20 protein-coding genes and 1 other RNA gene are annotated in these 24780 nt (G+C 42.4%); 6 read left to right on the top strand and 15 right to left on the bottom strand.

Features of this window, described 5'->3' with window-relative positions; all coding sequences use genetic code 11:
* Positions 1-64: 64 nt before the first annotated feature.
* The 5 genes from ruvB to JMX82_RS07440 all read right to left on the bottom strand — a co-directional run bounded on the left by ruvB (position 65) and on the right by JMX82_RS07440 (position 5587).
* Positions 65-1045 (bottom strand): Holliday junction branch migration DNA helicase RuvB, encoded by a 981-nt coding sequence (gene ruvB, locus JMX82_RS07460; protein ID WP_045447074.1) that lies wholly within the window; start codon positions 1043-1045, stop codon positions 65-67.
* A gap of 374 nt (positions 1046-1419) precedes the next feature.
* Entirely contained in the window at positions 1420-2040 is a 621-nt protein-coding gene (gene ruvA, locus JMX82_RS07455; protein WP_201540063.1) for a Holliday junction branch migration protein RuvA, read from the bottom strand.
* Positions 2041-2133: 93 nt separating this feature from the next.
* Positions 2134-3171: a class II fructose-bisphosphate aldolase gene (fba, locus tag JMX82_RS07450; RefSeq protein WP_045446949.1), complete on the bottom strand. Its 1038-nt coding sequence runs from the start codon at positions 3169-3171 to the stop codon at positions 2134-2136.
* A gap of 555 nt (positions 3172-3726) precedes the next feature.
* Positions 3727-4113 (bottom strand): hypothetical protein, encoded by a 387-nt coding sequence (locus JMX82_RS07445; RefSeq protein ID WP_045446952.1) that lies wholly within the window; start codon positions 4111-4113, stop codon positions 3727-3729.
* Positions 4114-4372: 259 nt separating this feature from the next.
* The gene (locus JMX82_RS07440) at positions 4373-5587 is read right to left on the bottom strand and encodes a phosphoglycerate kinase (RefSeq protein ID WP_201540062.1); all 1215 of its coding nucleotides are present in this window, start codon (positions 5585-5587) and stop codon (positions 4373-4375) included.
* 355 nt (positions 5588-5942) lie between these two features.
* Between JMX82_RS07440 and JMX82_RS07435 the strand changes: the two genes are divergently transcribed.
* Positions 5943-6272: a TraR/DksA family transcriptional regulator gene (locus JMX82_RS07435; RefSeq protein WP_201540061.1), complete on the top strand. Its 330-nt coding sequence runs from the start codon at positions 5943-5945 to the stop codon at positions 6270-6272.
* Positions 6273-6320: 48 nt separating this feature from the next.
* Here the strand turns inward: JMX82_RS07435 and JMX82_RS07430 are convergent, their stop codons facing one another.
* Positions 6321-6989: a thiamine phosphate synthase gene (locus JMX82_RS07430; protein WP_201540060.1), complete on the bottom strand. Its 669-nt coding sequence runs from the start codon at positions 6987-6989 to the stop codon at positions 6321-6323.
* 171 nt (positions 6990-7160) lie between these two features.
* The gene (locus JMX82_RS07425) at positions 7161-8249 is read right to left on the bottom strand and encodes a serine hydrolase (protein ID WP_045451193.1); all 1089 of its coding nucleotides are present in this window, start codon (positions 8247-8249) and stop codon (positions 7161-7163) included.
* 427 nt (positions 8250-8676) lie between these two features.
* Here JMX82_RS07425 and JMX82_RS07420 point away from each other — a divergent pair, with 427 nt between their 5' ends.
* The 3 genes from JMX82_RS07420 to JMX82_RS07410 all read left to right on the top strand — a co-directional run bounded on the left by JMX82_RS07420 (position 8677) and on the right by JMX82_RS07410 (position 13102).
* Positions 8677-9312 carry a response regulator gene (locus JMX82_RS07420; RefSeq protein ID WP_055123802.1) on the top strand — a complete coding sequence of 212 codons (636 nt, stop codon included), beginning with the start codon at positions 8677-8679 and terminating at the stop codon, positions 9310-9312.
* A gap of 183 nt (positions 9313-9495) precedes the next feature.
* On the top strand, positions 9496-11289 hold the full coding sequence (locus JMX82_RS07415; RefSeq protein WP_201540059.1) for a sensor histidine kinase: 1794 nt from the start codon (positions 9496-9498) through the stop codon (positions 11287-11289).
* Positions 11290-11389: 100 nt separating this feature from the next.
* A complete protein-coding gene (locus tag JMX82_RS07410) occupies positions 11390-13102 on the top strand; it encodes a sigma-54-dependent transcriptional regulator (RefSeq protein ID WP_201540058.1) in 1713 nt (570 codons plus the stop codon).
* Positions 13103-13180: 78 nt separating this feature from the next.
* On the opposite strand, the gene JMX82_RS07405 is transcribed toward JMX82_RS07410, so the two are convergent.
* Both JMX82_RS07405 and gpmI read right to left on the bottom strand, forming a co-directional pair.
* The gene (locus tag JMX82_RS07405; protein WP_201540057.1) at positions 13181-14683 is read right to left on the bottom strand and encodes a S41 family peptidase; all 1503 of its coding nucleotides are present in this window, start codon (positions 14681-14683) and stop codon (positions 13181-13183) included.
* A 338-nt stretch (positions 14684-15021) separates the two neighbouring features.
* On the bottom strand, positions 15022-16680 hold the full coding sequence (gene gpmI / locus JMX82_RS07400) for a 2,3-bisphosphoglycerate-independent phosphoglycerate mutase (RefSeq protein ID WP_201540056.1): 1659 nt from the start codon (positions 16678-16680) through the stop codon (positions 15022-15024).
* Positions 16681-16940: 260 nt separating this feature from the next.
* Here gpmI and ssrS point away from each other — a divergent pair.
* Positions 16941-17136, top strand: a non-coding RNA gene (gene ssrS, locus JMX82_RS07395) — 6S RNA.
* 133 nt (positions 17137-17269) lie between these two features.
* Here the strand turns inward: ssrS and JMX82_RS07390 are convergent.
* Complete coding sequence (locus JMX82_RS07390; RefSeq protein ID WP_055123798.1) at positions 17270-17890, bottom strand: FxsA family protein; 621 nt, start codon at positions 17888-17890, stop codon at positions 17270-17272.
* A gap of 260 nt (positions 17891-18150) precedes the next feature.
* Between JMX82_RS07390 and ruvC the strand changes: the two genes are divergently transcribed.
* Positions 18151-18735, top strand: a complete 585-nt coding sequence (ruvC, locus tag JMX82_RS07385; protein WP_201540055.1) for a crossover junction endodeoxyribonuclease RuvC — start codon at positions 18151-18153, stop codon at positions 18733-18735.
* Between the two features lie 130 nt (positions 18736-18865).
* Here ruvC and JMX82_RS07380 read toward each other — a convergent pair whose 3' ends face one another.
* The 5 genes from JMX82_RS07380 to JMX82_RS07360 form a co-directional block, all read right to left on the bottom strand.
* A complete protein-coding gene (locus JMX82_RS07380; protein ID WP_201540054.1) occupies positions 18866-19840 on the bottom strand; it encodes an META domain-containing protein in 975 nt (324 codons plus the stop codon).
* Positions 19841-20134: 294 nt separating this feature from the next.
* Positions 20135-20797: a glutathione S-transferase family protein gene (locus tag JMX82_RS07375; protein ID WP_201540053.1), complete on the bottom strand. Its 663-nt coding sequence runs from the start codon at positions 20795-20797 to the stop codon at positions 20135-20137.
* A 234-nt stretch (positions 20798-21031) separates the two neighbouring features.
* Complete coding sequence (locus JMX82_RS07370) at positions 21032-21670, bottom strand: peroxiredoxin (RefSeq protein WP_045446971.1); 639 nt, start codon at positions 21668-21670, stop codon at positions 21032-21034.
* Positions 21671-21910: 240 nt separating this feature from the next.
* Positions 21911-22672: a phospholipase D family protein gene (locus tag JMX82_RS07365; protein WP_201540052.1), complete on the bottom strand. Its 762-nt coding sequence runs from the start codon at positions 22670-22672 to the stop codon at positions 21911-21913.
* A 146-nt stretch (positions 22673-22818) separates the two neighbouring features.
* Positions 22819-24558, bottom strand: a complete 1740-nt coding sequence (locus JMX82_RS07360) for a glutamine--tRNA ligase/YqeY domain fusion protein (RefSeq protein ID WP_201540051.1) — start codon at positions 24556-24558, stop codon at positions 22819-22821.
* Positions 24559-24780 lie beyond the last annotated feature (222 nt).

Raw genomic sequence — 24780 nt, 5'->3', positions numbered from 1 at the left:
AGCCTAAAAAATGCGCCTACGTTTAATACTCTAGTTAAACGTAGGCGCATTTTTTAGGCTAATTTCATAACATCTGGTCAATTGCCATTTGGGTCAGTACACGTCCACGAGCGGTACGTAATACATAGCCTTGCTGAATAAGGTATGGCTCAATCACATCCTCAAGTGTACCGCGATCTTCAGCCATTGCTGCTGCTACCGCTTCAACGCCAGCTGGACCGCCATCAAAGCGTTCGTGCAATATCTCAATATAACGTCTGTCCAAATGATCAAGACCACGTCTATCAACTGCCAGCATATCGAGCGCACTGCCAGCAATCGCGCCATTGATACTACCGTCGCCTCTCACTTCAGCATAATCACGTACACGGCGTAATAAACGATTGGCAATCCTTGGCGTACCACGCGCGCGGCGAGCAATCTCCACCGCACCATCTTCACTCATCGGTACACGCATCAAGCGTGCGGCACGACTCACAATTGTGGTCAAATCAGCGATATTATAGAATTCGAGCCGCTGCACAATACCAAAACGATCACGGAGTGGCGACGTTAACAAGCCTGCTCGCGTGGTTGCCGCAACTAAGGTAAAAGGCGGCAAATCAAGCTTGATAGAGCGTGCCGCAGGTCCTTCACCAATCATAATATCCAGTTGAAAGTCTTCCATGGCGGGGTACAGTATCTCTTCAATAACGGAACTCAATCGATGAATTTCGTCGATAAATAGTACATCACCCTCTTCTAGATTGGTCAGCATGGCTGCCAAATCACCGGGGCGCTCAAGCACAGGTCCTGAGGTAGAACGCAAGTTACCACCCATTTCACGAGCAATAATATTGGCAAGCGTCGTTTTTCCAAGACCGGGCGGACCAAAAATCAAAGTATGATCTAATGCCTCGCCCCGACCACGTGCCGCGCCAATAAAAACCTCCATCTGCTCACGCACCACCGGCTGACCGATATATTCAGCCAGTAATGCCGGTCGAATATTAGAATCAGGCGCATCGCCTGCCCCTTCGAATGGATTAATCAAACGATCTTGCATCATAGGTTTTATCATTATATTAAATCATTATTTTTAAAGAATAGGTGTAAATAGCATAACCAAACGCTACGTATAAGTCATGCAAAACATCATAAGGCAGCGACTAAATAAAGCACAGCCTAAAACGAAAATAAGCGACAATGAATGTCGCTTATCTGTTTAAGATTTATTGATACTTATTAGGGCGTGTCCTCATTTTAAAAATGGAGATAAAAATGAGATAAATTGCCGTCAAACAAGGAAAGTAGCGCAAATAATATCGAGATAGTGATAAGCTATTTGACGATGTTTGGCAAAATTTAGCCATTGTTAGCCCATTTAGAGGATAATCGATTGAATTGAGGACACGCCCTAATAGTAGTGAGCTGAATGAATCAAAATCCTGACAACTGTTGCAGTGTGGCTTTTAACAATCCTTGCGTATCGACAAAGATATCACCGTTACTCTTAGCGGCTTTAATCGCTTGCTGTGCCTCTCTTTCTTTATAGCCCAAGCTAATCAACGCGCCTTCTACCTCAGCGATGATGCTGCCCTCGTGAGATACCTCAGCAGGTTGCATGGCAAACTCTAAATGACTGCTATCGACTTCGATATTTTTCAGCTTATCTTTTAGCTCAATCAATAAGCGCTGCGCTGTTTTTTTACCGATACCGGGAATACGGGTTAATGCCGTCTCTGACTCTTGCTCGACATGCATCTTTAGCTCAGCAGCTGACATCGCAGATAGCATTGCTAACGCCATTTTTGCGCCAACGCCATTGATCTTGATCAATTGCCGAAAGACATCACGCTCTTTGCGATCGATAAAACCATAAAGCAGCTGCGCATCTTCACGTACATGAAAATGCGTCCAAATACTCGCCTGTTCATTGAGACGCAACTGGCAAAATGACGGTAGCGGCAGCTCTATATCGTAGCCGACACCAGAGGTAGTCATGACACAGGCAGTCGGTGCCATCAAATACTGCACTTGACCACTAATCAATCCAATCATAATCCACTACCTTTATTAGAGCTGATATAAAAAATGAACTGAGCTGCTATTTAATGATAAATGCTATTAAATAAGCATATCTCACAGACATGCTTATTTATAAAAATCGACCATACCTTCAAGGCTGATTGGACGAATTTTATGCGCTTGCCCAGCTGAGCCAAAGGCTTCGAAACGATTGGTACAGATATCTGACATCGCAACCATAGAGGCTTTGAAGTATTTACGCGGATCAAATTCACTTGGGTTTTCTGCAAGGAATTTACGAATAGCGCCCGTTGATGCCAAACGCAAATCGGTATCGATATTTACCTTACGCACACCATGCTTAATCGCTTCAACGATTTGCTCAACCGGTACACCATAAGTCTCACCGATGTTGCCACCATTTTCATTGATGACTTTTAGCCACTCTTGCGGCACTGACGACGAGCCATGCATGACCAAATGCGTGTTAGGAATACGGGCATGAATCTCTTTTACGCGCTCAATCGATAGGATGTCGCCTGTCGGTGGACGGGTGAATTTATACGCACCATGACTGGTACCGATAGCAATGGCTAACGCATCGACGTTGGTGTCTTTAACGAACTGTTCTGCTTCATCAGCACTGGTCAATAGCTGCTCGTGATCTAATACGCCTTCTGCGCCAGAGCCGTCTTCTTCACCAGCCATACCAGTCTCAAGGCTACCTAAGCAACCAATTTCACCTTCTACTGAAACACCGCACGCATGTGCCATCTTGACAACTTCGCGAGTCACGCTGGCATTGTAATCATAATCCATTGGCGTTTTACCATCTTCACCGAGCGAGCCGTCCATCATTACTGATGAGAAGCCAAGCTGAATTGAGCGTTGGCAAATCGCTGGTGACATACCATGATCTTGATGCATAACGACTGGAATATGTGGCCACTCTTCGATAGCAGCAATAATCAGATGACGCAAAAACGCAGAGCCCGCATAACTGCGTGCACCAGCACTAGCCTGTACGATAACAGGAGAATCACAGGCGTCGGCTGCCATCATGATTGCACGCATCTGCTCTAAATTATTGACATTGTAAGCAGGGACACCGTAGTTATTTTCGGCGGCATGATCTAGAAGTTGACGTAACGATATTAAAGCCATAAGACGCTCTCTGATTAAATTTTGAATATGATATTAAGAAATCATTCTTAAAAATACGATGTTGCAACAATTGCCCTAAAACCCTAGCCTGATAATAGCCAGACCAGCAAAAAACTGGTGTTTTTTGATCGTAATTATTACGCCGTGATTATAGCAAAAATTGCTAGCGCTTCGTAGCGGTTAACCGACTATTTCTTTCTTTGCTTGATTCAACAAACAGAATGATAGCGAGTTTTATAAAGTAACTTGATAAGTTCCATATGATACGCAGCTAATTGAAAAAACGGATAAACCTTGTGCACCATATTTTTGACTGACTAGGGCCTACCCTCAATTCAATCAATGGATATTTAAATGGGCTAAAAATGAGGACACACCCTAACCTCTAGATTATAATTTTAAATACAAAAAAGCCTTGGCTATCACCAAAGCTTTTTAAATATTTTGAGGGCTTATACAGCAATCAATATCTGCAACCAACAGCTTAATAAGCTATTCATCAATCGATAAATTAGTAGCTCAATGGCTTAGGTTCAGTTGCTTATGTATTGATGATTAATACTGTTGTTCTGCTTCTACTGCGTTTTCACTGGCTTTATTCTCAACAGCAGATGCGCCATCGGCAACCACTTCAGCAGTTTTGGCAACGGCTTCATTTGCGCCTACCACAACTGCTTCACCAGTGTTTTTTAGTGCATCTGTAGCAGCAACACCGGCAGTTTCAGCACCTTCGGCAACTTCAGTACCAGCATTTTGTGCAGCAACTTCAGCTTCAGCAGCAGCGGCTTCTGTTTCAGCAGCGGCAGTATCAGCGTTAGCAGCAACATCATCACCAGCAGACTCAACAGCAGCTTCGGCGTTCTCTTCTGTTTGTTGGCTACATGCAGTGATTGCAAAAGTACCAGCAAGTACGCTAGCAAGTAATAAATGGCGTTTTAACATAATAAATCCCTCATAAATAAAGCATGTCAAATACATGATTTGCGCTATTTTATAGAGTGCAAATTAGACATGCAATCATAATTTTCAGTATAGAAACAAATAATTACTACTTAATAATAATGAGTGGCTACTGACTCTTATTTCTCTTAAAACAATAACATAAGAATAGTAGCCAAAATATTATTGATACAGCGTACATGAGATGGTGAGGCTAAATTGTACGGCTAATGTTACTCATCTGCTAAATATCGTTAAAGCGTTACGCATCAATCTGTAGAGCAGCAACCGCAGGCAATACCTTGCCTTCTACAAACTCTAAAAATGCGCCACCACCTGTTGACATGTAGCTCACGCCATCTGCCACTTGATATTTATCAATTGCAGCAAGCGTATCACCACCACCAGCAATCGAAAATCCTTCGCTGTTTTTAACGGCATTTGCTATGATTTGTGTGCCCTGACCAAAAGCATCGACTTCAAAAACACCGACCGGACCATTCCATAAAATGGTTTTTGCGTTGATAATAGCATCCGCTAATTGCTTAGCACTTTCTGGAGCGATGTCCAATATCATGTCATTTTCGCCAATCGCATCGACAGATTTGATGGTCGCAGTGGCTTGTTGTAATGAGCCTGTGAAGTCAGCAAAATCAATCTCATTTTTATCAGCAACGACAACATATTCAGGTAATAAAATCTCAGTCTTAGTCATAATGTCACGAGCTGTCTCAACCAAGTCCGCTTCATAAAGTGATGCACCAACGCTATGACCTTGCGCGGCTAGGAAGGTATTCGCAATACCGCCACCAACGATAATCTGCGAGCACAATTCAGACAAACTGTGCAGCACTTCTAGCTTTGTCGATACCTTGGAACCACCAACGATTGCCAACATTGGCTGCGCTGGGGTCTCAAGTGCCAAGCTTAACGCATCAAGCTCTGCCGCCAATAAAGGTCCTGCACAAGCTGTTTTTCCTGCTCGATGCATAGCTTGGGTAACGCCTTCTGTTGAGGCCTGCGCACGATGTGCAGTGCCAAATGCATCCATCACGAATACATCGCATAAGTCAGCGTATTTCTGTGCTAAATCCGCATCGTTTTTCTTTTCGCCCTGATTAAAGCGCACGTTTTCTAATAGCATGACCTCGCCTGCTTGAATTGCCACGCCTTCAGTAAGATAGTCATTGTTTAAGCTAACGGGCTTTGATAACTCTGTGGCTAATTTATCGCTTAAATACTCAGCAACTGGTGCTAGCGAATATATCGACTCAGGACTGCCTTCAGTTGGACGACCTAAGTGTGAACAAACTATAACGGCCGCGCCTTTTTCTAACGCCATCTTAATCGTAGGCAAACTGGCTTGCAGGCGTGCATCACTGGCGACTTTACCGTTTTTAATAGGCACATTGAGATCTTCACGAATCAACACCACTTTATCCGTTAAGCTCAGCTCACTCATACGCAAAAAATTCATTACCTGCTCCTATGCATCATCTTTTGTTAATCTATCGGTTGGCTTTTTACTCATTGCTGAAAATATTTATCAAATCGGCTGCTCTTGTCTGTGGCTGTATAAAAGCAACCAAGCAAGAATTTGAGGCGGTGTATTCTAGCAGTTTTCTAGCAAGTGCTCATAAAGAACGCACTATTAAATTTTACTCGGGCGTGTCCTTATTTTGAAAATAGGAATAAAAATAAGACAAATGGCTAAACTTTAATAAAAATCAGTAACATTTCGTGGTGGCACTTAGTAATAAGGCTGTTTAAGATGCTATTAGCACTGATAATAAATAATACCCACAATAAAAATAACCCATTAGGAGAACCCAATGAATATCGACCTTCAAGCTGCCAAACAAAACCTACTAACACTTAAAGAAGAATATGAAACTCGTATCGATAAAATCGAAGATCATATCCAAAACCCGCAAGACGACCTCAATGAGCATTGGGAAGACCAAGCCATCTCTTATCGTCAAAACGACATGCGTACAAATTTGATGGTTGAAGCCCGTCAAAGTTTGATCTATGTCGAAAATGCATTAAGCCGTATTGAAAATGGGACTTATGGTAAATGTGAAGTCTGCGGTGAGCAAATTGAAGAGCAACGCTTACAAGCTCTGCCTTACGCTACCCTATGTATGGAACATGCTGAATAACGACTCATTTTACTCTAAGACAGCCATTCTAAATTAAATTTCTAGTGATCAAGTAGGCATTTTCCATTGAGAGAATGCCTGCTGCCACTGTTGACAGCGCACAGCGATTTGATCCACGGGCAAATCCATAATATCCCCAACGACCGCCACGTAAGTAATGGGCAAACCTGCCAGCTCGGTGACATTTTCTGCCGTCAAGCCACCGATGACACATATCGCTATATTTTGCTGACAGCCATCTATAAGCTGCTGGCGCGAGATAATATTGGCGTTAGGTTTTGTATTTGAGGTAAAAATCGCACCCATAGCGGCATAGCTTACGCCCTCATTTTTTGCTTCTTCAACCAGTTCTATCTTGCCATGACAAGTGCGTCCGATCACTTGGTTTGGTTGTAGTTCGTGCTTAGCATCGGCAACTTCGCCATCTTGTTGACCCAAATGCACACCAACGCCGAGCTTGGCAGCCAGTTTAATATTGTCATTGATGACGACTGGTACGTTGTACGCTTTCGCCAACTCAACTATTTGTCTAGCCTCTTCGTATAGACGAGACTCACCATCAGGTAGCGCCAATATCTGCTTGCGACGAATTTGTAACAGCGCAATGAATCCTGTTGCTAGTGCTGCTTCTAATTTGCGATACAGCAGCGCAAACTCATCGTCATTGGTCAGTAAATATAGCTTTGGCGCTGATATAACAGTCGATATTTGAGTCATGTTATTTTTCCTAGAGTGTGTCCTCATTTTAAAAATGGAGATAAAAATGAGATAAATTTTTAGCCCTTGTAGAAGTCCATTGATTAAATTGAAGACACACCTTAAATTCAACACAATAAAAAGGCTGTTATATCGAATAACAGCCTTTTTATAAATGCTAAAACAGTAAAGTTATACCGTGCGGCGTGTCGCTAAACTGTTTAGAATATTTTTGGCATCACCCCAACGTGTGGCTGAGCTGTTTGCTCCTAAGATGACGATAATTGCTGGGCGGTTATTCACACGCGTTTCCATGACCACACAACGACCAGCTTCATTGATGAAACCTGTTTTTGAGATACCAATTGGATAATCACCGGCACGAACCAAGCTACTGGTATTATTGGCTTTATAAGTACGGTTACCACTTGAGTAGTTAGAAACATAAAAGTCATAGCTCTTGGTGGTCGAGAAACGACGAATTACGTCATAGTTACCCGCCGCGCGAACCATTTTAACCAAGTCATTTGATGAAGCGACGTTGCGCTTATCAAGACCCGTTGGATCACCAAAGAACGCCGTGGTCATACCCAGATCTTGAGCTTTACGATTCATGGCACGTATAAAGGCAGTATAGCCACCTGGATAATTACGCGCTAAACTCTTTGCTGCTGGATTTTCTGATTTCATCAATGCCATGAGCAACATCTCAGCACGATTTAAACGATCGCCTGATTTAAGGTTAGAGCTGGCTCGCTTAGGGCCGACGAAATCTTCTGGATCGAGTGTGAGCTCTTCACGCATATCGAGACCAGCATCCAATACGACCATGGCCGTCATCACTTTAGAGATACTGGCCATTGGACGTGCAATGTCAGCATCTTTTTCATAAATAGATTCGCCCGTTTCAGCATCGATGACCGCAACACTACGCGAATCAGTGCTGATCGGTATCATGTTACTGCTACCAAATGAGCCACGATACGTTGTATTGTAGCTATTACTGCTATTGTAACTGTTATTACTACTACCGAAGCTATTGGCGTTGGTGATACTGGTCGTACCATTGCCACTATCAACTTTCTTGATAGCTGAGCCTTTAGATTTGTACATAATATTGCGTGCTTCAGACAAACTATCGGCACCGCCCCAACTCATGCGAGCACTAGAGCTAGTGTCAGCGCTACCATTAATAGTAAGTGCCGCTTGTGCAACACTGCCCAAACTCAACGAAATCATAGCAGCGATTAATTGCTGTTTGGTTAATGGTAGTTGCTTCATTATGCCTCCTGCTGTCACGATGTTGTTAATTAGAGAATCAGTTACATACTAACCAATAGCAACAACGTACGTAGCGTTTATGAATGGGTTTATAAGTACTCGTATAGAGTTTTTGTATTTTTAGTGTATCATGGTTTGCATTTAAGTTTAATGTATCAAGCTGATTTAATAATTTATTTTGGTGTAATTCAAATTTTACTACAACCACTTTATATTACAGAAACATTGACTCACATTGCAGCAATATATCTTAACTTTGAACACTGTAATTATTCGTTTTTTGTTATATTAAACAATGGTATCTATCTAAAAGATTAGCAATATTTTATTTTTTTCAAAAACTAAAAAAACGACTCTAATGATTTTATTTTTTGTCATTTAGCGTCAATAAAAGCCTTCATTCTGACAAACAACAAAGAGTATCGTTATGATTAAAGTACTGGTAGTAGATGATCATGATTTGGTGAGAATGGGTATTAGCCGCATGTTGTCAGATAGTATCGATATCGAAGTAATCGGCGAAGCGGACAGCGGTGACATGGCCATCAAATTGGCCAAACAATTGCGCCCTGATGTGGTTTTGCTTGATGTCAATATGCCTAATATTGGTGGGCTTGAAGCAACCAAACGCTTAATTCAGCTGGATATGGGTATCAAAATATTGGCCGTCAGCAGTATGTCAGCGCAGCCTTACCCTTCTATGCTTATCAAAGCGGGGGTCAATGGCTATATTACGAAGGGCACGCCGCTCGATGAGATGATTCGCGCTGTCAAAAAAATCTATCAAGGTGGTCGTTATTTTAGCCAAGATGTCGCTGAGCAACTGGCTGATGTTTTGCTGTCAGATAATGCCAACTCACCTTTTGACTTACTGAGTGATCGCGAAAAACAGGTGGCAATGATGGTCGTTAACTGTCAAAGCCCGCAGCAAATCGCTGATCAGCTATTTGTGAGTGTCAAAACCATCAACACTTATCGCTATCGTATTTATGAAAAAGTTGGGGTTGATAGCGATGTGAAGTTAACACATCTGGCCATTCGTCATGGTCTAATTCAGCCATAACTCATTAGGGCGTGTCCTCAATTCAATTGAGGACATCTACATGGTCTGAAAATGGCTAAATTTTATCAAGTATCGTCAAATATCCCGATATTAATGGCGATATTTTTCTTGCTTGATTGTAATTTATCTCTATTTTAAAATGAGGACACGCCCCAGCAACTGTTCCCTTATTGCGGTCAATCTATGAAGCCTGCTACTAATATCGTCTCTGCTGTTACTCACTATTTGCATCGTGATGACACGCTATCTCTACCTCAATTGCGCAGGTTGGGGCTTATTTATAGCAGTTACCGCTTTGCTGTTAGTCTGTTTTCTCTACTGATGGTGTATATCACCGCTCACTCTGACAACAGCCTCTCTCTACCAAGCTTTTTACAACAAACAACGCTTAGCTTTTATTTCCTGCTTAGCCTTATTTTACTTGGCTTGTTTTATGTCGTTAATCAGCAAATGCGGCGACAGTTAGCCTTTGGTTTAGTATTAGACGTCATTATATTAAGCTTATTGCTATATACAGCGGGTGCGCCTGACTTACAGTTGACCATGCTATATATGGTGGTGGTCGCAGCGAGTTTTATGTTGCTACACGGCTCACAAGCCTTAATTATTACCCTACTCGCTATTATTTTTGTCATTTATCAGCAATTCTTTTATGCCATTGCTAATAGCATGAGCTTAGCAAATTTAGGGGACGCATTGCTCATGTCAGCCAGCTTTTTGGCGGTTGGTGGTTTGAGCTGGTCCATCTCACAGCGTTTGGTACAACTTGAGAAAGTAGCAGCGAGTCACGCTAAAGAAGTTGAACGATTAAACGTCATCAACCAAGAAGTCATCACGCAAATGGTTAATGGTGTCATCGTCATCGATAAACAGCATATCGTTTTAGCAAACCTTGCCGCTCACCAATTACTTAGCCTTTCGCCCACCCCTTCCGCATCATTGCACAACACTTCTATTGATACAAAAGATACTCGGAACAATACTCGCAGTGCACTCTTATCTAACTTTCAGCAGCAGCTTGGTCAACAACACACGCAGCTATTTAAAGCCTGTTTGTCAGTAGCGGCAGGCCAATCACGCACCTTTATTTATGATTTGCCTGCAGTCGCAAACGCTTCCATATTCGGTAAACTGCGCGTACAAATCATTCCATTGAAAGATGCCAGTAAATTGATAATGTTAGAGGATTTACGCCGCGAGCAAGCCAGCGCCCAACAATTGAAACTGGCTTCTTTAGGGCAATTGACGGCGAGCATCGCCCATGAAATAAGGAATCCTTTGGCAGCGATATCACAAGCCAGCCAATTATTAATGGAAGATGTTATAGAAGCCAATCTAGAAGTCGATACGGCAGATAATACGATAACGGCGACCATCTCAAATGATGATATGGCAGCGAATCATGAGCTTTATCAAATGATATTTTCACAAACAAAACGCGTGAATCGCATTATCGAAGATGTACTAAAATTGTCTCGCCAGCAAACCGCAAACCAGCAAGCGATTATACTGGCAGACTGGATGCCAACATTTTTAGAGAACTACTTTCAAGGACACGATGTTTTTCTACACGTAAAAACACAACCGACCATATCATTCGACACGCATCAACTAGAGCAAGTCTTAATCAATTTAATTAACAATGGCTTGCGCTACAGTAGCTACGCCCACCCTCATGCCTATGTGGAAATCGAGATTTATTGTGCGGATAACGATGTTATAATTGATATCTTGGATGCTGGTCGTGGGGTTAGTACCAAAGACTTAGAACATTTGTTCAATCCATTTTTTACGACAGACCAAGCAGGGACAGGCTTGGGACTGTATCTATCACAAGCTTTTTGTGAGGCCAACCAAACTCGTTTGCTTTATATTCCTGAACATGAAAAAACCTGTTTTCGCTTGATAGCACCTGCTATTGGCGCTGATACTTATGTAAATAAAACTGAACATAATGTTAATACCACTATTTTATAAATATTAACGTTACCAAGTATTAACATTACATAGAATACTTTGCCATTAAGGCCTCTTGGTTTTTACCATTTTATAGCTATTGAATACGATGAGATGATGTATGACAACAACCGCGCTAGTCGTTGATGACGAAGTGGATCTGTGCCGATTGATGCAAATTACTTTGACCAAAATGGGCATTAAAAGTGATGTAGCATATACTCTGTCGCAAGCAAGATCATACTGGCAAGACAATGATTACGATTTTTGCCTGACCGATTTAAAGCTGCCTGATGGGTCAGGACTAGAGTTAGTAAAAGAAATCAGCAATAGCTCTAGTACCCCCATTGCCGTTATTACTGCTCATGGCAGTATGGATCTCGCCATTGAGGCATTGAAGCTTGGTGCTTTCGACTTTGTGAATAAACCTCTTGAGTTACCGCGCCTACGTCAACTGGTGGAAAATGCTTTAAAAGTTATTCATCAAGATAATGAAGCAAAAACCACAGCTGAATGCTCACCTGAACAAAAACTGTTAGACAGTAGACTCATTGGTGATTCTGCGGTGATGCATCCGCTGAAAAATACTATTTTAAAATTGGCACGCTCACAAGCACCTGTATTTTTGTCAGGTGCTTCGGGTACTGGTAAAGAAGTGGTTGCCCGATTGATTCATGATTTAAGCCCACGCCGTGATGGTAGCTTTGTGCCAGTAAACTGTGGCGCAATACCATCAGAGCTAATGGAATCAGAGTTTTTTGGTCATAAAAAAGGTAGTTTTACAGGGGCTGTCGCTGACAAGCAAGGGCTGTTTCAACAGGCCAATGGCGGCACGTTATTTTTAGACGAGGTAGCAGACTTGCCTTTGGCCATGCAGGTAAAACTACTGCGTGCCATTCAAGAGAAAACGGTGAGAGCCATTGGTGATACCAAAGAGGTTCCTGTAGATATTCGTATCTTGTCCGCCACCCACAAAAATTTAAACCAACTGGTACAGGATGGGGCATTTCGACAAGATTTATACTACCGTATCAATGTGATTGAATTAAAACTGCCAACGCTCAATGCGCGTCGTGATGACATTCCTGTATTAGCAAAGCACTTTTTAGCATTAATTGCTGATGAATGGCAGTTAGAGAACCCTCCAACACTTACCATCGAGGCTTGTGAGCGTTTGCAAGATCATAACTTTGCGGGCAATGTCCGTGAACTACGTAACGTCCTTGAACGTGCCGTCACCCTAGCAGAGACGCCGTACATTGACATCAGCCATTTGGGTTTGCCTGATATTGATATGACTCATCACCGTGCAGCCTCTCAAGATCAGAGTGAGCCAGCAGTTATTGATAAAACTCAACATTCTGAACGTCAAATAAACAATCAAATGGTCGCTCAATCGATAGAAAGTAGAGAAAAAATCATTCAATCCATGGATGAGACCATAGCGCCACAAGCCAAGCAAGTGACGACCAATTTGCACCCTTATCGTACTAATGCTCAGCACTACCCTTCTATGATACAACGCTCGGCAAGTAATCATGCTGAAAGCTCAAACCATACAGCCCGTCACAATCACGAAGAATCTGTCACTAATCGATCTATTCTGCAAGAAAGTGATGAAAAAGCAATTCTAAGCAAATTAAAGGATGGTCAGTTACCCTCTCAAGGGTTGGAACACTACCTACAAGAACAAGAAAAACAGTTGATTATTACCGCGCTAAAAAAAACTGCTTGGAATAAAACGCAAGCAGCTGAACTACTAGGCACCACTTTTCGCTCTTTACGCTATCGCATGAAAAAACTAGAGATAGCTGAGGATCAATTCGAGCCATAGCATTCGCCATTTTTGAATAACGATAAATGATGATATTTTAACGTTGATATATCGCGATAGCCTGTCTTTAAGTGAGCCTTACTGAACCCTATTGCCTGCCACTGCTTGATCGACTTTGGTAGGTTTTCGGACAAAACGAATGCCCGAATCAAGTGCTTTTGTTTTTAGTAAAGCAAGCGCTTGCTGCTCCCATGTACTTTCACTTCCTGACAAGGTCATATCAGGCTCTACCCCGATTCCATCGATCTTATTGCCTGACGCTGTCATATAGTTAGCAACGGTGAGTTTAACAGCCTGCTCATCATTCAGTGGGATGACCGACTGTACAGACCCTTTACCATAGCTGACTTCACCAACGATTGTGGCACGTTTTTGTGCTTGTAAGCTGCTAGCAAGCACCTCTGCCGCTGACGCAGAATAGCGATTTTGCAACACCACCACTGGCAATGATTCAAGTATCGCCAGACCTTGAGTGGATAGCGTACGCGTATCACTTTGACGACCCTTTACTTGTACCACATTAGTGTCGCTCATAAACAAACTGGCCACACTCACCGCCGACGTTAGCACCCCGCCTGGATTATCACGCATATCTAGCAAGATACCTGTAATAGGTGCATCTAGATCTATCAAGCCTTCCAATAGTTTTTCACGGCTATTATTTTGAAAGGCAGGTAACTTGATAACAGCGATACCGTCAATGAGACTTGCCTCGACCGTTTGAGGGTGGCTGTTATTACGCTGCAAGGTCGTGGTATGTTTGCGGCGACCAGCTTTTGAGGTGACAACATCTACTTGCGTACCCGCAATCCCTGTCAAAAGCTGCTCGATATCGTTACTTTCTTTATCTTCATCAAGTTTGAAATCACCGACTTGATGTAAATAATCGCCAACCGCAATGCCCTTTTTATCTGCAGGCGATGCATCAATAACCTCTGTAATCACCCAGTAGCCATCTGTAGGCTGATAATTGACTTTAATACCGACGTCACCCACATCACCTTCGGTAAAGGCACGTAGGTTTTCATAAGCCTCAGCATCTAAAAATTCAGCATGACTATCTAGCTTAGTCAACATACCACTCAACGCATTATTGAACAGCTCTTCATCGTTGACCGCATCTACATATTCACGGCGCACCAAATCCACTACCGCAACAAACGTCTTGAGCGTTTCTGGAGAAATGGCATTCAATGATACTTGCGCAACCTCAGGTGGAATACTGACATCAATCTCGTTCGTGTCATCGGTCAAGGCACTCTCATCTGCGACACTGTCTATCGAGTCGTCAACTTGGTCGGCCGACTCAAGCATATCAGCGACATCTGATAAATTATTAGTGTCATCTTCTGTGGCTATCTCATCGGTATTTAAGCTAATCAGTTGTAGACTGGCGGTGGGATTATTGATAGTCGCATTAGCTGGTGACTTCGCTGCTTGTGCGTACATACTGGCAGTGCTGAGCCCAATCAGACCTATCATCAATGCAGGTTTAAAAATAGTCGGCGCAGTGAATACCTTCATTGCTTGTTTGCCCAATCGCTTCGTCACTGGTAAGCGCATAAAATAAATAGAACGCATAAGAGAACTCGTTTAATAATAGAATTATTTTTATAGATATATGGATGAATATTTATCTCATAAGATAGCATCAAGAGCCAGTCTAAGACTAGGAGAGTATTGCAAGTAACATTCACGACAACTCATATGAGTTCATCAAATGATGAGTAGCGGTGTCAAGTTTGTTTAGCAGACTAAATATCATGCTTGTCCTTATTTTTCTCACTATCCAAACATTTAAAGATAAATATCTCTTAAAAAACAGATCAAAAAAAGGAGAGACAATAAATATCTCTCCTCTTTCTATTAGTTCTAACAACGCTAGTAAGTTGTCAATTTAATAGTATTAAATGCCCAACTTACAACGCTGGAACCAGTAAGCTTTCACCCGTCATTTCAGTAGGCTGCTCAATATCCATCAGCGCCAAAATAGTTGGTGCGACATCGCTCAACTTACCACGACTACGTACTTGTAAGTTTTTCTCACCCACATAAATGAGTGGCACATGTTCAGTGGTATGTTGAGTATGTACTTGACCGCTTTCGTAATCTTGCATCTGCTCACAGTTGCCATGATCTGCTGTGATAAGCATATCACCGCCAGCAGCGCGTACTGCTGACTCAATACGGCCAACACAAACATCTAGTGCCTCTACTGCTTTTACAGCCGCATCAAAAATCCCTGTATGACCTACCATATCACCATTGGCATAGTTGACAATTAACACGTCATATTTGCCTGATTCAATGGCAGCCACTAATTTATCGGTCACTTCAGGCGCACTCATCTCTGGTTTCAGATCATAAGTCGCCACATCTGGAGAGGGTACGAGAATACGTGTTTCACCCTCATACTCTTCTTCACGACCACCGCTAAAGAAAAACGTCACATGTGCGTATTTTTCAGTTTCAGCGATACGCAGCTGAGTTTTACCATTGTCTTGCAAATACTCGCCAAGCGTATTGGTCAACGACGTAGGATAATAAGCAACGCTAGTTTTTGGATTGTCTGCTAAAACATCAGAATATTTGGTCAGCATCACAAATGCCGCAAGTTTTGGCTGCTTATTGCGGGCAAACCCTGAAAACTCATGATCTGGCAAGACAAAAGCTTGCGCCAACTCACGGGCACGGTCAGCACGGAAATTCATAAAGATAAGCGCGTCATTGTCATCAACGGTATATGGCACTTCATCACGGCCAATCACTACCGTTGGATTGATAAACTCATCGGTTTCGCGTGCCTTATAAGCAGCTTGTACTGCGCCATCTGCACGCGTAGACAGACGATCGGCTTTACCTTCAGTGATAAGCTCATAGGCTTTTTGGACGCGATCCCAGCGATTGTCACGATCCATTGCATAATAGCGCCCAATGATACTGGCAATCTGTACGCGGCCGCCTTCATAATGAGCATTAAGCTTATTGATATGGTCCCGCAGACGATTAATATACTTATCCGCCGATTTAGGTGGGGTGTCGCGTCCATCCAAGAAGCAATGTACAAAGACATTTTTGGCGCCGTGCACTAACGCCGAGTGGCACATTGCTTCGATGTGATCTTGATGCGAATGTACACCACCATCTGACAGCAAACCCATGATATGGACGTTACCACCCAACTCGTTCGCGGCTTTAACCGCCTTGACTAAAGCTTCGTTTTTATAAAACTCACGATTGGCCACTTCACTTGAGATACGAGTCGAATCTTGATACAGAACGCGACCCGCACCTAAGTTCATGTGCCCAACTTCTGAATTGCCAAACTGCCCATCTGGCAAACCAACGTCTTCTCCAGAAGCAGATATCAATCCATGCGGATATTGCTGATAAATCCTATCCAAATTTGGCATATTGGCGGCAGCAATCGCATTATCCTTATCGTCTTCACGATGCCCAAAACCATCTAATATCATTAAGACATGCGGCACTTTTTTATTTTGATCGCCATCCTGCTTACTATTGAGTTGAGCCTGATTATCATCGATAAATGCTGATTGTTGCTGGGTATTGGTCATGGATTACCGCTCCTCAAGTGAATGAACGCCTATAATGCTATATTAGGATGTTTAAAGCCCTCTATATTAACACACATCTTAAAATAGCTGAAAAATCGTCATTTTACGCCCACTCTCAAGCGTTTAAAGCATACTTATTTAAAGCACATCTATCAGTAGAAAAGGCGGTTAAAACTTAATAGCAATAATGCCACTCTCTAAATCTACGTATCAATCTGTAAATCATACTTGCAATCATTCAAACCATTCGTTAATATAATTATATTCTGAAGTGTTGGCTAGTAGATGTTTATTCCCTGAGCCGATAATGCTTTACCAGGATGTGGTACCTATTGCTTCATTGTGTATGCCTGCACCGCTTGCGGTGTATCAGGAAACCTGCAGAGGCAGTGACGCATCCGCCCTGAACTTCACGGTTCATGGGTCACCATCTTACAGCGGCACTTCGGTTGTTCTATTCGGTTAATTATTATTTTATTTATATTTGGTAGGTTTACTTATCACTTCATAAAGAATTAGTAATAACCATTAAAAACCCCCTTTTATCATTGATAAAAGGGGGTTTTTCTATGCTTGCCTATTAATTTAACTATTCGTCATTGGCAGATTTGGTGATTTTTTTCACATCCTTGGGAATGGTTTTTGCTGTCCCATCAATCGTTGTATGCTGTTTAAACCCATCACCAAACGGGTTTTGTTGTTGACCGAACGGATTTTGATTATTCATACCTCCTGCGCCGCCGAATGGGTTTTGACCGCCCATACCACCAAACGGATTTTGTCCGCCGCCCATCTGTCCACCCATTTGCTTGGCCATCATTTCCATCATTTTTTGCTGATTATTCATGACATAATTATTAGCAAAATCTTTAAGCTTCTTTTGCACGGGTGGCAATATCACCAATAATGCGAGCAAATCGCTCAGCACACCTGGAATGAGTAGCAAAATACCAGCCGCTGCCATGGCCACACTTTTCATCATGGTTGATTCTTGCGGACGCATCGATGGGTTCATCATGCCACCTGCTTTCATCTGCTGTGCCATTGGATTGAGGGCAGCCATCCCTTTACGCAAGAGGGAGATACCGATGACTGCGGCGATAATAAACCACATAAATACCCACCAACCACTCATAAACTGAGCAAGCAAATACCAAAGTAGCATTTCGATAATAAACCAAACAATGGCAATACCAACTATCTGACCCATAAAGTGTCGTCCTATAAAATAAAAACCAATAAATTGAGCGCCATGCAAATTAAGATGGCTAACATATGATGTATATGGGGATTGATTGCTATACTATCAAACTTACGGCTGATTTTTAAGCCATATAGTCGGTACAATATGATTTGAATACAAGTCAGGTAAGTAGAAATTCTACGAGTAGGAGGCTGAACGAGCCTGATACTGTATCCGATTTATATAGGCTTGACGATAAAATAAAATATAAGCAAGTATGGAATACTATGGCAATTATTATTGGAATTGATCCTGGTTCGCGGATGACTGGTTATGGCATCGTCCAACAGACAGGCGATAAGCTCACCTATATCGATGCAGGTACCATACGTACCGACACCAAAGAGATGCCTGAACGTCTAAAGCGGATTTTTAATGGCTTAACGCGCATCACACAGCATCATTTGAAATATGCAGATGAGCCTATTTATACAGCTATCGAGCAGGTGTTTATGGCAGAAAACCCTGACTCAGCGTTGAAACTTGGGCAAGCGCGAGGTGCTGCTATTGCCGCCATGGTTGCTCTAGACTTAGAAGTATCAGAATATACCGCTCGCCAGATTAAGCAAGCCGTTTGCGGTTATGGCGCAGCGGCAAAAGAGCAAGTGCAAGAGATGGTCTGCCGTATACTATCTTTGGATGTCGTGCCACAGCAAGATGCCGCCGATGGTCTTGCCTGCGCCATCTGTCATGCACATTCAAGCCATTCCATGAATAAATTAATATTAAACAGTGCCATGCGTGGGCGCGGTGTGTCTAAGAAAAAAGGCCGCTGGCGTTTGACAGAAGAAGATCTAGGGAACTTGCGTTAAGAACGCTTATAAAACAAGCATAAAAAAACACGCGTTCAAATGCCGCGTGTTTTTCAAACTGTCTAAGTTATTTACACTATCGCTTTACTATAAAATCGCTTTACTATAAAAATGCAACGGCTTAAACCGACTACTCTGCGACGGCACTTTCAATCACTGCATCCAACACATAAGCATATTCTTCGCCTTCTGTGCTATCGTCACTGTCTAGTGGGTAACGCTGTAGACGTAATACTTCATCATGCATGCCATCATGCTGATAACCATCAATTTCACCCGTAAAGACTGCCCACTTACCTTCGCTCGTTTTAATACCTTGGTCATCATAGGTAATGGGTTTCACTTGTATACACATCTCTGAGCCATTATCGGTGCAAGGTATCATTTTCGAGCTTACTGCCCAAAATACGGTCTCGCCTTTACTATTATACTTGGCTTGTGAGGTAAGCCTACCTTCCCAAACCAACGTTGCTCCATTACTGGTGACTTGGGTTAATATTGGCTTATCACTCTTGAGACTATCATCCTGAGAGTTATTGTCTTTAGCGTCGCCATCTTTGGTACTGTGAGCTTTCATTAATGTTAACTGGCTTCCACCTTGCATCAGCTGACTTAAACTATTTTCAGCCTTATCGAGCTCACCACAAGACATTTTCGTACTCATACCCTCTTCAATAGTCAAAGTATGACCTTGCAATTGGTAGCCGGCGCTCATGGTATTACAACCAACGCTATAACTTAACGTATTCTCACCTTGGTATTGATTAAAAGACAAACGCACTTGGTCTTTAATATCCGTCAGCCTATTTAATGGCTGTGCGCCTTTGTCCATTACAGACATCAATGTCCAACGATAACGTGAAAGATTGGCAATCATTTTCTCTTCATCACTCATCTTATCCATCTGAGTATCATCCGTTACTGCATCAGCATTCATATCTATGCCATCACCATTTATTGCATCAGCGCTTGTCTGAGTACCTTCTTGTACATCACTTTCATTGGGCAAAGCGGCATCTTGGCAGGCACTTAAAACCACGCTTAGTGCCAACAAACTTGGTAGTAAAGTGAATCGAATTGGCCGTTTTTTAACAGATGAGGTCATAGCAGTCATACCTTGTGGTTATCCCTTTTTGAAGTCAAAGTATTTAAAAAATCAGGTTAAATATTTAACAATAAGGGGCTGATGATATCCACTTTATTAAAGCGTCACAATTCACCACTATAGCGCCGTTGATTACCATGGTTGTAACAAAGTGTTTATTTTTATGGATTCATCGTAACTGCTATTTTAATATTTAAAAGCACCATAAAAAATCAATGGTCTCAGATAATTGAAAATTGCATCAATTATCCAAGACCATCAATGATGTCGCATTTTTAATTTTTCGCGCTAGTCTTACTCGTTTGTATGATCAATTTTGGCTTTTGCCATATTTTTAATACTGAAACGCTCATTCATCATTTGATAAAAACGCGCAAGATTTTCGCCCTGCTCATTCGGATTTACGTTAAGGACTTTACCAAAATCCAAACCGAGATATAAGACGATATCAGCAAAGCTTAATTGTTCACCGACCAAATACTCACGACCTTCTAAAATATTTTCAAAATAAGCGAGGGCTTTAACAGCCCGTGCAACAGATGGCGCGACGAACTCTGGGACTTGCTCAACGCGTTGGGCTTTGGACGGATGGCTGTGTTGAAAAGCCAGCATAAAGTTATATAATACCTCAAACTCAGCAATGCGGCGCATAGCGCACACTTGTGCGCGTTGTATGACATCATTACCCATCACCGAACGCTCACCATAGACACGGTCGAGATACTCACATACAGCCTGTGAATCATTGAGTACTGTGCCATCCCCTAGTGTTAGAACTGGCACGGTCTGCATTGGATTTATTTTGGTGAACTCGTCTGACATTTGCTCATTGGCCGCAAAATCAATGTCAATCACGTCAACGTCATCCATATCATCGATATCGATGCCTTTTGACGCTAACAAAATAAGGGCTTTACGTGGATTGGGCGCGGTACGAGTGACGTATAGTTTTTTCATGGAAAACTCCTTGTAAGATTGGGTAAAAGCGAGGCAACGCTATCTGGTTTTATTATGGTTATTACGCTGTTGATGATAAATGAAGACTGACCATCCTTTATACAACAGTTATATCCTACTCTGCTCATCATAGCAAAGCCTTATTAGGCTTGCTTTTTTGATCAGAGACTAAACAACAAAAAGCCCCACAACGTTACGTCATGAGGCTTCATTTCATTCATCCAATCATACTACTTATTTATTGGGTGCAGGCGTGGTACGTAAATAAGGCTTAATTTCTGTATAACCTTTAGGGTATTTAGCCGCGATATCTTCGTTTTTGACACTTGGTGGAATGATGACATCATCACCATCTTTCCAGTCAACTGGCGTCGCAATATTATATTCATCAGACAGTTGCAGAGCATCAATGACACGGATAATCTCGTCAAAATTACGACCACAGCTTGCAGGATAAGTCAGCGTTAAGCGGATTTTTTTATTTGGATCAATAATGAAGACACTGCGTACCGTATGCGTGCTATCTGCATTTGGATGCATCATGTCGTATAGCTCAGCGACTTCTTTGTTCGGATCAGCAATGATTGGAAAATTTAGTTCAGTGCCTTGAGTCTCACCAATGTCTTTTGCCCACGCATGATGGTCATCGATACCATCAACAGAGATACAGATTGGCTTGACACCACGCTTTTGAAATTCGCCATTCAGTGCCGCAGCACGACCAAGCTCAGTCGTACATACTGGCGTGAAATCAGCTGGATGGGAGAAAAAAACGACCCAATTATCGCCTGCCCACTCGTGGAAATTGATATTACCCTCTGTGGTTGCAGCGTCAAAATTCGGTGCGGTATCGCCTAAACGTAAATGTGCCATGCTTAATTCCTTAGCTATGTTAGTGATGAGCACTAATATCCAAAGATATTCGCGTGCTCTATTATTATCAACGTACTTTTTATTATCAACGTGCCCTGTCAGATATTACACAATAACTCAAAGCACGTCAGCAAAAATTCTATTTTATCTTAGCAAACTGGTTATGACTGTCTTGTGAAGGATTGTAATGCGGTTATTCTGTTTATTACTAGGTAACTTAGCATAGACTTAACGAATGAATCAAATCACCATTCCAGAATCCCACAAACAGAAATCACCGAATTTACCTTTTTTACTGGTACCACCTGCTGCACGCCCAGCATCTGTTAATGTAAGCTCACCTTCTTGCTCTTGTAAATATCCCGCTGCAAGCAACTTATCATTTAACTCTTGTGTCTTAAAACCCAGCTCTTTGGCAAGTTTTGCTGTGGTCAGCTTAGAGTAATTAGGCGTTGCCGCTTCTGTAGCAGTAAGTGCGACCGTTGTATTAGCATTATTGCTGGGCATTGTATGACTGACAGTAGCAGTATTATCAGTCCTACCATCAGATTCAGTCACTTTTTCAAGCGACATGCGCACTTCATCGCTGATACGAATAATGCGCTGTGCCTCCTCATAAGTATCGGCATATAGTTTGGCATCTTCATTACGATAAATCAGCACACCCATTTCATTATTATTGACTTGGCTAAACTCATAAAGGTTCAAACTGGTAATAATGCATTCGTTTTCATTTAGATAGCACTTTGCATGCAAGTTTTTGCAAAAGCTGGTGCGAATAAAAGTCAGATTTTTGAGCCAGTTTATTTCTTCTGGGTGCAAATCATTCTTGCCATAAACGATTCTAATATCAATTTTTAGGCGATTACGGTCTTCTAATAGCTCTTTAATACGCTCATTCAGCTTTAGATAGGGACTGATGATAATCAACCTATCAGACGCACTTTTAATCAATTCTTCTAAATGGTAAGTCGTGCCACTGCTGTTTAAAAATTTTGCCATTATTATTTCCTCAAATCTTACGATCAATCACTTTATAATCATGCACAAAAAAGCCCATCCCTAGCGTACTAGAAATGGGCAAGCTTGCAAACTACTATTGTTCAGTAGTTTTTCAAATAAGCGCTAATGCCGCTAATAGTGATAAATTAAGCTGGCTTATAGCTATCACGCAAGCTGACTATTTGGTTAAAGACTGGTTTATCAGTGCTATGGTCTTCGCTATCAGAGATAAAGTAACCTTCACGCTCAAACTGGAAGCGTGTGCCAGCGTCCGCATTCACCAATGACGGTTCCACCACGGCATTGAGTTCAGTCAACGAGTTAGGATTCAATGCTTGATGGACGTCAGCGACGCCACTTGGGTCTTCAACACTAAATAACTGCTCATACATGCGCACCGTTGCTGGAATGCCTTGGCTAGCTGATACCCAATGAATCACGCCTTTAACCTTACGGCCTTCAGGATTTTGACCCAACGTCGTCGGATCAATCGTCGCTTTTAGTTCGACCACATTGCCCGCTTCATCCGTAATGTGCTCAGTCACTGCCAATACATAGGTATTACGCAAGCGGATTTCTGGCTTTTCTGGCGATAGACGCTTATACCCTGCTGGCGGCTCAATCTCGTAATCGCCTTGATCGATATAGATGGTCTCAGTGAAAGGAATTTCACGCTCGCCCATATCGACATTAGGATGATTTGGCTGCGTGAGCCATAAAGTCTGTGCATCATCGTCCCAACGCGCATTAACGCTATCAGCCTTTTGCGACTCCCAACTGCTGACCGCTTCAGCAAAGTTGGTAATGGTCACTTTTAATGGCTTAAGTACCGCCATACCACGACCTGTGGTCGTCTCTAATGATTGACGAATGCTAAATTCTAATAAGCGAAAGTCAACGACGCTGTCTACTTTGGTTACACCAACACGCTCACAAAAATCACGTAATCCCTCTGGTGTATAACCACGGCGACGCATGCCAGCGATCGTCGGCATACGCGGATCATCCCAACCACTAACGATATTTTCGTCAACCAACTCTTTAAGCTTACGCTTGCTGGTCAAGGTATGATCGACATTTAAGCGGCTAAATTCATACTGGTGCGGTGGTACATCAAAGCCAATTTTGTCAATGACCCAATCATAAAATGGACGATGATCTTCAAACTCCAGCGTACACAATGAATGGGTAATGCCTTCGAGTGCATCAGAGAGCGGATGGGCAAAATCATACATCGGATAAATGCACCATTTATCACCCGTTTGGTGATGCGCTTGATGCATGACGCGATAGATGACAGGGTCACGCATATTCATGTTTGGGCTTGCCATATCAATCTTGGCGCGCAACACCGCTTTACCTTCCGCAAACTTGCCTTCTTTCATGTCATTAAAGAGGGTCAAGTTTTCTTCAACACTGGCAGAACGATGTGGTGACGCCGTGCCTGCCTCATTGAATGAGCCTCGGTTTTCTTTAATTTGCTCAGGCGATTGCAAATCTACATAAGCGTCGCCTTGTTTGATAAGCTGAATCGCCCAAGCATGAAGTTGGTCAAAGTAGCCTGACGCATGGTGCGCCTCTCCTGCCCACTCAAATCCAAGCCATTTGACATCATTTTCGATATTGTCGATGAAGTCTTGCTTTTCTGCGGTTGGATTGGTGTCATCAAAACGTAGGTTACAAACACCACCAAACTCTTCGGCCACGCCAAAGTTTAAGCAGATAGATTTTACATGCCCCAAGTGCAAGTAACCGTTTGGCTCTGGCGGAAAACGCGTCACGATTTGTGGGTATTTTTGTGCCTTTACATCATCACGAATGATATTGCGAATAAAATCGTTTTTTTGTTCGTCTTTTTGTGCATTGTTGCTTGAGTGCTCACTCATCGGGCATTGCTCCTAACGCAAATTGTCAGTTCATGCTACGTGCCATCACGCAGCATGGAAAATTCAAACCAAATCATTAAAAACAAGTTATTAAAAATGATAATAAAAAGCTAAAGTTGCGTTATTCTATCAGCTTTTGCGAACGCATTAACAGCCTGATACATGACACGAGATAAAAAAGCCGTTAGACTAGCCATAACTTTTTAACCACCAACTTTTTAG

The sequence above is a fragment of the Psychrobacter sp. 1044 genome, assembly GCF_904846525.1.
Lineage (GTDB): Bacteria > Pseudomonadota > Gammaproteobacteria > Pseudomonadales > Moraxellaceae > Psychrobacter.
The sequence above is the reverse complement of the archived record's forward strand: the minus strand, read 5'-3'. Positions and strand labels throughout refer to the sequence as shown.

Coding starts and splice junctions, on each gene's coding strand:
- ruvB (WP_045447074.1), bottom strand. CDS start 1,045: ATGCAAGATCGTTTGATTAATCCATTCGAAGGGGCAGGCGATGCGCCT.
- ruvA (WP_201540063.1), bottom strand. CDS start 2,040: ATGATTGGATTGATTAGTGGTCAAGTGCAGTATTTGATGGCACCGACT.
- fba (WP_045446949.1), bottom strand. CDS start 3,171: ATGGCTTTAATATCGTTACGTCAACTTCTAGATCATGCCGCCGAAAAT.
- JMX82_RS07445 (WP_045446952.1), bottom strand. CDS start 4,113: ATGTTAAAACGCCATTTATTACTTGCTAGCGTACTTGCTGGTACTTTT.
- JMX82_RS07440 (WP_201540062.1), bottom strand. CDS start 5,587: ATGAATTTTTTGCGTATGAGTGAGCTGAGCTTAACGGATAAAGTGGTG.
- JMX82_RS07435 (WP_201540061.1), top strand. CDS start 5,943: ATGAATATCGACCTTCAAGCTGCCAAACAAAACCTACTAACACTTAAA.
- JMX82_RS07430 (WP_201540060.1), bottom strand. CDS start 6,989: ATGACTCAAATATCGACTGTTATATCAGCGCCAAAGCTATATTTACTG.
- JMX82_RS07425 (WP_045451193.1), bottom strand. CDS start 8,249: ATGAAGCAACTACCATTAACCAAACAGCAATTAATCGCTGCTATGATT.
- JMX82_RS07420 (WP_055123802.1), top strand. CDS start 8,677: ATGATTAAAGTACTGGTAGTAGATGATCATGATTTGGTGAGAATGGGT.
- JMX82_RS07415 (WP_201540059.1), top strand. CDS start 9,496: ATGAAGCCTGCTACTAATATCGTCTCTGCTGTTACTCACTATTTGCAT.
- JMX82_RS07410 (WP_201540058.1), top strand. CDS start 11,390: ATGACAACAACCGCGCTAGTCGTTGATGACGAAGTGGATCTGTGCCGA.
- JMX82_RS07405 (WP_201540057.1), bottom strand. CDS start 14,683: ATGCGTTCTATTTATTTTATGCGCTTACCAGTGACGAAGCGATTGGGC.
- gpmI (WP_201540056.1), bottom strand. CDS start 16,680: ATGACCAATACCCAGCAACAATCAGCATTTATCGATGATAATCAGGCT.
- JMX82_RS07390 (WP_055123798.1), bottom strand. CDS start 17,890: ATGGGTCAGATAGTTGGTATTGCCATTGTTTGGTTTATTATCGAAATG.
- ruvC (WP_201540055.1), top strand. CDS start 18,151: ATGGCAATTATTATTGGAATTGATCCTGGTTCGCGGATGACTGGTTAT.
- JMX82_RS07380 (WP_201540054.1), bottom strand. CDS start 19,840: ATGACCTCATCTGTTAAAAAACGGCCAATTCGATTCACTTTACTACCA.
- JMX82_RS07375 (WP_201540053.1), bottom strand. CDS start 20,797: ATGAAAAAACTATACGTCACTCGTACCGCGCCCAATCCACGTAAAGCC.
- JMX82_RS07370 (WP_045446971.1), bottom strand. CDS start 21,670: ATGGCACATTTACGTTTAGGCGATACCGCACCGAATTTTGACGCTGCA.
- JMX82_RS07365 (WP_201540052.1), bottom strand. CDS start 22,672: ATGGCAAAATTTTTAAACAGCAGTGGCACGACTTACCATTTAGAAGAA.
- JMX82_RS07360 (WP_201540051.1), bottom strand. CDS start 24,558: ATGAGTGAGCACTCAAGCAACAATGCACAAAAAGACGAACAAAAAAAC.